This window comes from Duganella sp. CT11-25 (genome assembly GCF_047302815.1).
Taxonomy (GTDB): domain Bacteria; phylum Pseudomonadota; class Gammaproteobacteria; order Burkholderiales; family Burkholderiaceae_D; genus Rugamonas.
Window position 1 is genome coordinate 5341541 of record NZ_JBKBFD010000001.1, and the last position, 12057, is coordinate 5353597.

Here is a 12057-nt window from a genome sequence, read left to right on the forward strand (position 1 = left end):
TTTTTTTCGGTCAAATTCTGAACAGTGTAACGCCGCGATTGATCAGATCCGGCACAAGCCCTTTGCGCACAAGGTGCGCTTTCCCCTCTGGCGATGCATGGGCACGCAAATTGCCATTAGGTATGTACATCGCTCGATGTACATAAACAATAAAGGGAGATCAAAAAATGAAAACCGTATTCATGCTGGGCGCACTGGCCGTCGCTGGAACGCAGGGCGCGCAAGCTGCCGATTTCAAGGCCGGCGATTGGAACGTTTCGCTGGGCGGCATCGTCAACGCCTACTATACGCAGGTCTCATGCAGCGGCGATGCGGTCGGCGGGCTGGCGCTGGGCGGCAAGGGCCTGGGCTGCGGCGGCGAGAACAACCGCACCACCATCGGCAACGGCTTGCTGCCGAACGGGCTGGTGACGTCGGCGACATCGAAGCAAGGCGATTACGACGTCAAGGCGCTGATCGGCATCTACAACGCCACGGCCACCGACAGCGCCATCGCCGCCAACAGCGGCGTCGACGTGCGCCAGGCTTATTTCACCTTCGGTAACGCGCAGATGGGCATCGTCAAGCTGGGGCGCGACAACGGCATCTTCGGCGCCCCGGCCATTTTCGGCGACATGACCCTGATCGGCGCCGGCGCGCCGGTGCAGGCCACGCAACGCGGCCGCGTCACACTGGGCCACATCGGGGCCGGCTACAGCTATGTGGGCTACTACGGCCAGATCGCCTACAGCGCGCCGAAGTCGGCGTCCGGCATCGGCTTCGATGCAGCGCTGGTGAGTCCTGTGGCCGATACGCCTATCGTGACCGTGCCGGTGTACTCGTCGAAAACCAGCCCGCAATTCCAGGCACAGGTCAGCTACTCAACGGAAGGCTTCAAGGCCTGGCTGGGCGCCAAGTCGCAGAAGTTCAGCGCCACCGCGCCGGGCGTGAATGACTTCACGATGTCGGGCGTGGAAGTGGGGGCGTCGTATCAGGCAGGACCGATCGGCGTGCTGGCCAACTTCCAGGGCGGTAAAGGGCTGGGCATCCTGTCGGACGCCGACCAGGGCGACACCAAGTCCAAGGCGTACTTTGTGCAGGGCACCTACAAGGCCACGGACAAGGTCAAGGTCGGCCTGAGCTACGGCATCAGCCGCAACGACGACAACACCGCCGGCACCTTCGGCCTGAAGTCCAACGCCAACCTGACCTGCGGCCTGTACTACGCGATGACCAGCGCGATCACGCTGGTCGGCGAAATCGGCCAGACCCGTTCAAAAGGCTTCGCCGGCGGCGAAGGCAAGATGAACGGCGGTTCGCTGGGCGGCATCATCTTCTTCTGATGAGCCGGACGCCGAACCCAAGGCGCTCGGCCTGGTGGCGCGTGCTGGCCAGCATACTGTGCCTGCTGGCCGGTGTGCTGGCGCTGATGCTCGGCGCCACGCCGGCGCAGGCGGGCGTGCTGACGCGCGACGAGATGGCGCGGCGCTTCCCGGCGCCGCTGATCGTCGGCGAGCGCGATGCCGAGTTGCCGGTGTGGCCGCTGTTCCGGCAGAACGCCACGGCGATGGAGCTGGCGGGTTATGTGTTCGAGTCGATCGACCTGGCGCCCATCCCCGGCTTTTCCGGCGTCCCGCTCAACCTGATGGTGGCCATCGATCCCAAGGGTGGCTTCATCGGTGTCGAGGTACTGTCGCATCACGAACCGGTGTTCCTGGATGGCCTGGGGGAGGCGCCGCTGTATCAGTTCGTCAAGCAGTACAAGGACCTGTCGCTGAAGCAGAACATCAGCATCGAGACCGGCGGCCGCGGCGCCCGCCATCCGGATGTGGCGCACGCGTATATCGACGGCGTATCCAAGGCCACTGCCTCGGTGCGCATCATTAACCAGAGCGTGCTGGCTGCTGCGCTCAAGGTATCGCGCAAGAAGTTGGGATTTGCCGGCGGCCGCGATCCCGACCAGATCGCGCGCGTGCGCCAGGATGTTTACCGTCCGATGAATCTGGAGCGGATGCTGCGCGATGGGCTGGTACAGCGCTTGCGCGTCAGCAATCGCGAAGCCGAACAGCTATTTGCCGGCAGCGCCGGCGCCGGCCTCGATGCGGAGGCGCTGGCCCATCCGGCCGGCAGCTTTATCGATCTGTATGTGGCCTGTGTCTCGGTGCCCTCGATAGGCCGCAACCTGCTGACGGCGGCTGGCTGGCGCAAGCTGCAGGGGCGCCTGGAGGAGGGCGACCACGCATTGATCGTTATGTCGTCCGGCCGCTACAGCGTGACCGGTGACGATTTCGTGCGCGGCAGCGTGCCGGACCGCATCCTGCTGCGGCAGGACAAGCTGCCCATCGACATGCGCGACCTGGATCTGGACCTGAAGCTGGCCGTGCCGCTGTCGGCCGACAATGTGACTGTCTTCCGCGTGATCAGCCAGGCCGGCCTGGATCCGGGCGCGCCGTTCGAACTGGCACTGCCGGTCACCCGCAACAAGGGCATCGTCTACCCGGAGCGCATCACGCGCGAGCTGACCGTACGCTATCAGCTTCCGGCCGGTCTGCTGATCGCGCCCGAGGGCAACAGTAAATCCTGGCCCGGTATCTGGAGCAACCGGCGCTGGGACCTGGCCGTGCTGGTGGTCGGCCTGCTGGTGTTGTGCGCCGCGCTGGCGATGCCGAAACGCTTGACGGCCGACGGCGCGCGCTTCGACTGGTTCCGCCGCGTCTATCTGGTGTTCACGGCCGGATTTATCGGCTATTACGCGCAGGGGCAGCTCTCCATCGTCAACATCACCGGCGTGATCCAGGCGCTGATGGCGCGGCGCAGCCTGGCGTTCCTGCTGTTCGATCCAATGACGGTTGTCCTGTGGGTGTTTGTACTGGTGTCGCTGCTGCTGTGGGGGCGCGGCACATTCTGTGGCTGGCTATGCCCCTTCGGCGCGCTGCAGGAATTGACGGGCAAGCTGGCGCAGCGCCTGCATCTGCCGCAGCTGCGCATCAAGCCGCGCCTGGACGCGCGGCTCAAGCGCATTAAATATGTGGCGCTGGCCGGCATTGTCGCCAGCGCTTTCTTCTCCAGCGAGATCATGGACAAGCTGGTGGAGCTGGAGCCGTTCAAGACCGCCGTTACGCTGAACTTCGTGCGCAGCTGGCCCTATGTCGTCTATGCGCTTGGCCTGCTGCTGGCCAGCGGCGTGGTCTACAAATTTTTTTGCCGCTATCTGTGTCCCTTTGGCGCCTCGCTGGCGCTGCTGGGGCGATTCCGGTTGTTGGACTGGATTCCGCGCCGCGCCGAATGCGGCACGCCTTGCCAGACTTGCCGTCATCGCTGCGACTACCAGGCCATCCAGCCAGGCGGCGAAGTCGTGTATGCCGAATGCTTCCAGTGCATGGACTGCGTGGTGATACACGAGAGCGACCGGAAATGCGCGCCGCGCCTGATGGCGTTGAAGCGCGCGCGCACCATCGTCATTCATTCAGAATCGGGAGTCTTGCCATGAAGCGCCGTACCTTTATTTCCGCTACCCTGGGAACCATAGGCGCCAGCGCCGCTTGCGCCTGGCCGGCCGGGGAGCGCCTGCACACCGGCGCGGGCATGGCCTTCGGCACCACGATCAGCATCGCGGTGGTCCACGCCGACGGTGGCGTGGCGCGCCGCGCGATCGCCGATGCGTTGGCGGTGGCGCAGCGGGTCGACCGCCTGATGAGCATTTACCATCCCGACAGCCAGGTCTATCGCCTGAACCGTGATGGCGTGCTGCACCAGCCTGACCCGCAACTGCTGGCGTTGCTGGAACAGGCCCGCGAGCTGTCGCGGATGACCGATGGCGCGTTCGACATCACGGTCCAGCCTTTGTGGCGCGCCTATAGCGCAGCCGCCGCGCGCAACACGCTGCCGGCGGAGACGGTGCTGCGCCATGCGCGCTCGATGACAGGCTGGCGCAAGGTGGAGTTCGACGAGCGGCGCGTGCGCTTCGCCCATCCCGGCATGGCGGTCACCCTCAACGGCCTGGCGCAAGGCTACGCGGCCGACATGGCCTTGGCGGCGGTGCAGGCGCACGGCGTACGTCACGCGCTGCTGGATACCGGCGAGTTCGTGGGACGGGGCCGCAGGCGTCCGCACAGGCCGTGGACGCTCGGCGTGCGCGATCCGCGCGACGCCCAGGCGCTGTCGGCGACGCTGCATGTCAACGGCTGCGGCGTCTCCACCTCCGGCGACTACGAAACCACGTTCACGCCGGACTACGTCCATCACCACATCTTCGATCCGGCGGCGGGCGATTCGCCGCTGGAACTGGCCAGCGTGACGGTGATGGCGCCCAGCGCCATGCTGGCCGATGGCTTGTCGACAGCCTTCATGGTGATGGGGCGCGCCAGGGCGAGCGTGCTGGCGGCGGGCCTGACGGGCGTCGACCTGCTGACCATCGACAAGCTGGGGGAGCGTTGGCGCTCCGCCGGCTTCCCGGCGGATGCGTCATGACGGCGGTACTACTTCAGATTGGGTACCTTGCGATAGATCGTATTGCGCGACACGCCGAGCGCGCGCGCGGTCGCCGAGACGTTGCCGCCGTGCGCCTCCAGCGACTTGAGGATGACCGACTGCTCCATTTCTTCGAGATTGGCGCCGCTGGCGATCATGCGCGCGGTGCTGACTCCCGCGTCGGCGCAGTTGTCCTGGGTCTGCGCCTCTTGTATATCGTCGAGGAAGTCGTCAGGCATGTGCCGCAGGCCGATCTCGTGCTCGTCGCCGGCCATGACCAGCGCGGTGCGCAGCAGATTGGTCAACTGACGGAAGTTACCCGGCCAGCGATGGCGGCGGAACAGGCAGAGTATCTCATCGGAGACGTAATAGCGGCCGTTGTTCGATTCCGTCGCCAGGATCTTCTTGACCACGGTTTCAAGATCGGTGCGCTCGCGCAGCGGCGGCAGCTTGACCACCAGCCCATTCAGGCGGTAGTAGAGATCCTCGCGGAACAAGCCCTTGGCGATGCGCTCGCGCAGATTGTGGTTGGTGGCGCAGATCAGCTCCACGTTGACCGGGATCGACTTGTCGCTGCCGAGCGGCGTCACCATGCGTTCCTGCAGCACGCGCAGCAGGCGCGCCTGCAGGCTGAATGGCATGTCGCCGATCTCGTCAAGGAACAGCGTGCCGCCATTGGCCTGCAGGATCTTGCCGACCGCGCCCTTCTTGCGCGCACCGGTGAAGGCGCCGTCTTCGTAGCCGAACAATTCGGATTCGATCAGTGTCTCGGGGATCGAAGCGCAGTTCACCGCCACGAAGGGACTCATGGCGCGCGGCGAATCGTTGTGGATCGCCTGCGCCAGCAGTTCCTTGCCGGTGCCGGTTTCGCCCATGATCATGATGGGAATGTCGCGCCCCAGCACGCGGGTGACTTTTTCGATCACCAGTTCCAGTTGCGGGTCGCCGGTGCGCAGGTAGCGCAGGCCGGACAGGCGGCGGGCGTTGGCCGCGGCCTGGTTGGCGGCGACGGCGCTGTTGACCGGCGCATGGCGTTCCGGCGCCAGCGATTGCTGGAACACGCTGTTTGACAGCCGTAGTTGCGCGCGGCCGTACACGCGCACGCCGCTGTGCATGCATAGATTGAGCAGGCCGGGCGACGCTGTGCGGTAATGGTCGTACAGCGCGGATACCGGCAGGCCGAACAGGGAGCTGAAGGTATGCGATTGCAGCGCGGCAAACGGCAGGCCCAGTTGAAACAGGCCGTTGCGGTTGGCCGCCAGGAAGCGCCCGCCGGGACTGAAGGAGGCGATGCCCTCCATCAGCGTGCCGATAAACTCCGGCCGCGCATGGAAGTGCAGGGTGATGGCTTCTTCAAAGGTGGCGGAGAACAGCTGGTTCTCGATCATCAGCGCGGACATGCGCACCAGCGCCATGGTGTGCTTGTGATAGCTGCGCTGGTCGCCGGAGACATCGAGGACGCCGATCACTTTGCCCAGGTGGTCTGCGATGGGCGCGGCGGAGCAGGTCAGGAAGTGGTTGGCCGCCAGATAGTGCTGGTCTGCGTGGACCAGCGCCGGCGAGCGTTCGGCGATGGCGGTGCCGATGGCGTTGGTGCCCCGACTTTGCTCGGACCAGGCGACGCCGGGCTGCAGGGCGACGCGGCTGGCTTTTTCCAGGAAGTCGTCGTCGCCCAGCGAGTGGACGATCACGCCGTTGGCATCCGTCAGGATCACCATATTGTGGGTGTTGACGATTTGCTGGTACAGCGTCTCCATCGCCGGAATGGCGTGCGCATGGAGCAGGCGGTTCTGTTCTATTAATAGCGACAGGTCGCTACGCGCCAGCGGACTGTAGTCGGGCGGCGTTTCGGGACACAGCCCGTATTGCTGGGATCGCTGATGCGAGGTCTCTATGATGAGCGGCATATTGTCGGCCCACGACTCGCTTGCAGGTCGGGTGTTCAGATTTGGAGCAGTCTGGCGTTCCATGGTGGTCTCTTTGTCTCCGGCGGCCGTTATCGGCTCTGCTTTACCTGCAAGGGTGTTCCATAATGTAGCACCTGTGCAGAATGTGAGCAAAAGCTTGATGCCAAGCCGTTGCTATACGGTTTATAAGCAAACGCGGTGCCAGCGAAAAATAAACCTTGGCAGTTTGATCTCGCCTTTGCTATAGTTCGCCCCCTCGCAGAGCAAGGCATGTAAATGCCGAGTGAAACGAGATGCAGAAGGGGTTGACGAAACGATCTAAACGCTTCATACTCTTTCTTCTTCGCTGACAGACAAAACGCTTTGTCAGCAAGCAGTACCGAATTGAATAGTTCTTTAAAAATTAACAGTCGATAAGTGTGGACGTTTGATGAGAGTGCACGCGGAGCTTCGGTTCCGCGATACTTAAAATATCAAATGTTCACAAGAAGTAATGAAATAGGCGCTATGAAAATAGTGGCCTGTCAGTATTTTGAGTGAGCGACCCGTCGAAAGACGGTGACACGAAAGTGTCAAATAAACAGAGATTAAACTGAAGAGTTTGATCCTGGCTCAGATTGAACGCTGGCGGCATGCCTTACACATGCAAGTCGAACGGCAGCGCGGGGCAACCTGGCGGCGAGTGGCGAACGGGTGAGTAATATATCGGAACGTACCCTGGAGTGGGGGATAACGTAGCGAAAGTTACGCTAATACCGCATACGATCTAAGGATGAAAGCAGGGGACCGCAAGGCCTTGTGCTCCTGGAGCGGCCGATATCTGATTAGCTAGTTGGTGGGGTAAAGGCCCACCAAGGCATCGATCAGTAGCTGGTCTGAGAGGACGACCAGCCACACTGGAACTGAGACACGGTCCAGACTCCTACGGGAGGCAGCAGTGGGGAATTTTGGACAATGGGCGCAAGCCTGATCCAGCAATGCCGCGTGAGTGAAGAAGGCCTTCGGGTTGTAAAGCTCTTTTGTCAGGGAAGAAACGGTGGGGGCTAATATCCCCTGCTAATGACGGTACCTGAAGAATAAGCACCGGCTAACTACGTGCCAGCAGCCGCGGTAATACGTAGGGTGCAAGCGTTAATCGGAATTACTGGGCGTAAAGCGTGCGCAGGCGGTTTTGTAAGTCTGTCGTGAAATCCCCGGGCTCAACCTGGGAATGGCGATGGAGACTGCAAGGCTAGAGTTTGGCAGAGGGGGGTAGAATTCCACGTGTAGCAGTGAAATGCGTAGATATGTGGAGGAACACCGATGGCGAAGGCAGCCCCCTGGGTCAAAACTGACGCTCATGCACGAAAGCGTGGGGAGCAAACAGGATTAGATACCCTGGTAGTCCACGCCCTAAACGATGTCTACTAGTTGTCGGGTCTTAATTGACTTGGTAACGCAGCTAACGCGTGAAGTAGACCGCCTGGGGAGTACGGTCGCAAGATTAAAACTCAAAGGAATTGACGGGGACCCGCACAAGCGGTGGATGATGTGGATTAATTCGATGCAACGCGAAAAACCTTACCTACCCTTGACATGGATGGAATCCCCGAGAGATTGGGGAGTGCCCGAAAGGGAACCATTACACAGGTGCTGCATGGCTGTCGTCAGCTCGTGTCGTGAGATGTTGGGTTAAGTCCCGCAACGAGCGCAACCCTTGTCATTAGTTGCTACGAAAGGGCACTCTAATGAGACTGCCGGTGACAAACCGGAGGAAGGTGGGGATGACGTCAAGTCCTCATGGCCCTTATGGGTAGGGCTTCACACGTCATACAATGGTACATACAGAGGGCCGCCAACCCGCGAGGGGGAGCTAATCCCAGAAAGTGTATCGTAGTCCGGATTGTAGTCTGCAACTCGACTGCATGAAGTTGGAATCGCTAGTAATCGCGGATCAGCATGTCGCGGTGAATACGTTCCCGGGTCTTGTACACACCGCCCGTCACACCATGGGAGCGGGTTTTACCAGAAGTAGGTAGCTTAACCGCAAGGAGGGCGCTTACCACGGTAGGATTCGTGACTGGGGTGAAGTCGTAACAAGGTAGCCGTATCGGAAGGTGCGGCTGGATCACCTCCTTTCTAGAGTGGCACGGTCAGCAATGACCAGCTCATCAAGCGTTCACACTTATCGACTGTCAATAGATAGAGAACAGCAATATTGGGGCTGTAGCTCAGCTGGTTAGAGCACCGTGTTGATAACGCGGGGGTCGTTGGTTCGAGTCCAACCAGCCCTACCAGTCTTGGTTGTAAGCAAGACCCATTGGGGGATTAGCTCAGCTGGGAGAGCACCTGCTTTGCAAGCAGGGGGTCGTCGGTTCGATCCCGTCATCCTCCACCAAATGCTTTTACGTAAGCCGATCAGGTTTAGGTAAGAGCAGTTCTCGTTCTTTAACAATCTGGAAGAAGTAAGTAAATTTTTATTGATCGCAACACCGACAGGTGGTGCGATGGGTAATGATTGTATGTATCAACAAACGCAACAACGTAGTACTTCTTATTCCTATAAACGCTCCTTGTTTAGTCGCAGGGGCTAACGTTATAGGGACAAGTGAATAAGTGCACATGGTGGATGCCTTGGCGATTACAGGCGATGAAGGACGTAGTAGCTTGCGATAAGCTGCGGGGAGCTAGCAAACAAGCTTTGATCCGCAGATTTCCGAATGGGGAAACCCGGCCCTTTGGGTCATTGCATGCTGAATACATAGGCATGCAAAGCGAACGCGGCGAACTGAAACATCTAAGTAGCTGCAGGAAAATAAATCAACCGAGATTCCCAAAGTAGTGGCGAGCGAAATGGGAAGAGCCTGTACGTTTTAGCATGACGCATAACAGAATCCACTGGAAATTGGAGCCATAGCGGGTGATAGCCCCGTATGTGAAATGCGATGTGTGGAACTAAGCGTACGACAAGTAGGGCGGGACACGAGAAATCCTGTCTGAATATGGGGGGACCATCCTCCAAGGCTAAATACTCGTAATCGACCGATAGTGAACCAGTACCGTGAGGGAAAGGCGAAAAGAACCCCGGGAGGGGAGTGAAATAGATCCTGAAACCGTGTGCATACAAACAGTAGGAGCGGACTTGTTCCGTGACTGCGTACCTTTTGTATAATGGGTCAGCGACTTACATTCAGTGGCAAGGTTAACCATATAGGGAAGCCGTAGAGAAATCGAGTCCGAACAGGGCGATAGTCGCTGGGTGTAGACCCGAAACCAAGTGATCTACTCATGGCCAGGATGAAGGTGCGGTAACACGCACTGGAGGTCCGAACCCACTAATGTTGAAAAATTAGGGGATGAGCTGTGGGTAGGGGTGAAAGGCTAAACAAACTTGGAAATAGCTGGTTCTCTCCGAAAACTATTTAGGTAGTGCCTCAAGTATCACCATCGGGGGTAGAGCACTGTTATGGCTAGGGGGTCATCGCGACTTACCAAACCATTGCAAACTCCGAATACCGATGAGTGCGAGCTTGGGAGACAGACGTCGGGTGCTAACGTCCGGCGTCAAGAGGGAAACAACCCAGACCGCCAGCTAAGGTCCCAAAGATTGGCTAAGTGGAAAACGAAGTGGGAAGGCTAAAACAGTCAGGATGTTGGCTTAGAAGCAGCCATCATTTAAAGAAAGCGTAATAGCTCACTGATCGAGTCGTCCTGCGCGGAAGATGTAACGGGGCTAAGCCAGTCACCGAAGCTGCGGATATCCGTAAGGATATGGTAGGAGAGCGTTCTGTAAGCCTGCGAAGGTGTCTTGTAAAGGATGCTGGAGGTATCAGAAGTGCGAATGCTGACATGAGTAGCGATAATGGGGGTGAAAAGCCCCCACGCCGTAAGCCCAAGGTTTCCTGTTCAACGTTCATCGGAGCAGGGTGAGTCGGCCCCTAAGGCGAGGCAGAGATGCGTAGCTGATGGGAAGCAGGTTAATATTCCTGCACCGTCGTATGATGCGATGGGGGGACGGATCGCGGAAGGTTGTCTGCCTGTTGGAATAGGCAGTTTCTGGTTCATAGAAGGCGCTTAGGCAAATCCGGGCGCGGAATTCAAGGGACTGGGACGAGGCACTTAGGTGCTGAAGCAATCGGAAGTGGTTCCAAGAAAAGCCTCTAAGCTTCAGTCATACGAGACCGTACCGCAAACCGACACAGGTGGGCGAGATGAGTATTCTAAGGCGCTTGAGAGAACTCGGGAGAAGGAACTCGGCAAATTGGTACCGTAACTTCGGGAAAAGGTACGCCCTTGTAGCTTGACTGGCTTGCGCCGGAAGGGTGAACGGGTTGCAATAAACTGGTGGCTGCGACTGTTTAATAAAAACACAGCACTCTGCAAACACGAAAGTGGACGTATAGGGTGTGACGCCTGCCCGGTGCTGGAAGATTAAATGATGGGGTGCAAGCTCTTGATTGAAGTCCCAGTAAACGGCGGCCGTAACTATAACGGTCCTAAGGTAGCGAAATTCCTTGTCGGGTAAGTTCCGACCTGCACGAATGGCGTAACGATGGCCACACTGTCTCCTCCCGAGACTCAGCGAAGTTGAAGTGTTTGTGATGATGCAATCTACCCGCGGCTAGACGGAAAGACCCCATGAACCTTTACTGTAGCTTTGCATTGGACTTTGAATCAATCTGTGTAGGATAGGTGGGAGGCTTTGAAGCGGGGACGCCAGTTCTCGTGGAGCCAACCTTGAAATACCACCCTGGTTCATTTGAGGTTCTAACCTTGGCCCGTTATCCGGGTCGGGGACAGTGCATGGTAGGCAGTTTGACTGGGGCGGTCTCCTCCTAAAGTGTAACGGAGGAGTTCGAAGGTACGCTAGGTACGGTCGGACATCGTGCTAATAGTGCAATGGCATAAGCGTGCTTAACTGCGAGACTGACAAGTCGAGCAGGTACGAAAGTAGGACATAGTGATCCGGTGGTTCTGTATGGAAGGGCCATCGCTCAACGGATAAAAGGTACTCTGGGGATAACAGGCTGATTCCTCCCAAGAGTTCATATCGACGGGGGAGTTTGGCACCTCGATGTCGGCTCATCACATCCTGGGGCTGTAGCCGGTCCCAAGGGTATGGCTGTTCGCCATTTAAAGTGGTACGTGAGCTGGGTTTAAAACGTCGTGAGACAGTTTGGTCCCTATCTGCCGTGGGCGTTGGAAATTTGAAGGGGGCTGCTCCTAGTACGAGAGGACCGGAGTGGACAGACCTCTGGTGTACCGGTTGTCACGCCAGTGGCATTGCCGGGTAGCTAAGTCTGGAAGAGATAACCGCTGAAAGCATCTAAGCGGGAAACTTGCCTTGAGATGAGATTTCCCAGAGCCTTGAGCTCTTTGAAGGGTCGTTCGAGACCAGGACGTTGATAGGTCAGGTGTGGAAGTGCAGTAATGCATTAAGCTAACTGATACTAATTGCCCGTACGGCTTGTCCCTATAACCTTAGCAGGGTGTAGAGAATGAGAAGTATGTTGGAACGTTCGTTGATACAACTTCATTACCCATTTACTTGCTTCTCCAGATTCCGAGATGGCGCCACGCGCCGCTCTTACAAGTCAAAGCTTGATGACCATAGCAAGTTGGTCCCACCCCTTCCCATCCCGAACAGGACCGTGAAACAACTCTGCGCCGATGATAGTGCTGCAACCAGTGTGAAAGTAGGTTATCGTCAAGCTAGTTATTT

General features: G+C 58.6%; 4 protein-coding genes, 2 tRNA genes and 3 rRNA genes. 8 read left to right on the forward strand and 1 reads right to left on the reverse strand.

Features of this window, described 5'->3' with window-relative positions:
• The first annotated feature begins 167 nt into the window (after positions 1–167).
• From ACEN9F_RS23015 to ACEN9F_RS23025, 3 genes are read left to right on the forward strand one after another with little or no spacing between them, the layout of a single operon-like run.
• Positions 168–1322: a porin gene (locus ACEN9F_RS23015; RefSeq protein ID WP_413423676.1), complete on the forward strand. Its 1155-nt coding sequence runs from the start codon at positions 168–170 to the stop codon at positions 1320–1322.
• Positions 1322–3469 carry a 4Fe-4S binding protein gene (locus ACEN9F_RS23020; RefSeq protein ID WP_413423678.1) on the forward strand — a complete coding sequence of 716 codons (2148 nt, stop codon included), beginning with the start codon at positions 1322–1324 and terminating at the stop codon, positions 3467–3469. The genes ACEN9F_RS23015 and ACEN9F_RS23020 overlap by 1 nt, the downstream gene beginning before the upstream one ends.
• The gene (locus tag ACEN9F_RS23025; RefSeq protein WP_413423680.1) at positions 3466–4449 is read left to right on the forward strand and encodes an FAD:protein FMN transferase; all 984 of its coding nucleotides are present in this window, start codon (positions 3466–3468) and stop codon (positions 4447–4449) included. Before ACEN9F_RS23020 ends, ACEN9F_RS23025 begins: the two co-directional genes overlap by 4 nt.
• An 8-nt stretch (positions 4450–4457) precedes the next feature.
• Here the strand turns inward: ACEN9F_RS23025 and ACEN9F_RS23030 are convergent, their stop codons facing one another.
• Positions 4458–6356: a sigma-54-dependent Fis family transcriptional regulator gene (locus ACEN9F_RS23030; protein WP_413423682.1), complete on the reverse strand. Its 1899-nt coding sequence runs from the start codon at positions 6354–6356 to the stop codon at positions 4458–4460.
• A gap of 589 nt (positions 6357–6945) precedes the next feature.
• Here ACEN9F_RS23030 and ACEN9F_RS23035 point away from each other — a divergent pair.
• The 5 genes from ACEN9F_RS23035 (at position 6946) to rrf (ending at position 12048) form a co-directional block, all read left to right on the forward strand.
• Positions 6946–8474, forward strand: a 16S ribosomal RNA gene (locus tag ACEN9F_RS23035).
• Positions 8475–8555: 81 nt separating this feature from the next.
• A tRNA-Ile gene (locus ACEN9F_RS23040) sits at positions 8556–8632 on the forward strand.
• Positions 8633–8657: 25 nt separating this feature from the next.
• A tRNA-Ala gene (locus tag ACEN9F_RS23045) sits at positions 8658–8733 on the forward strand.
• 204 nt (positions 8734–8937) lie between these two features.
• Positions 8938–11810, forward strand: a 23S ribosomal RNA gene (locus ACEN9F_RS23050).
• A gap of 125 nt (positions 11811–11935) precedes the next feature.
• Positions 11936–12048, forward strand: a 5S ribosomal RNA gene (rrf, locus tag ACEN9F_RS23055).
• The 16S, 23S and 5S rRNA genes sit together here with 2 tRNA genes alongside, the layout of an rRNA operon.
• Positions 12049–12057 lie beyond the last annotated feature (9 nt).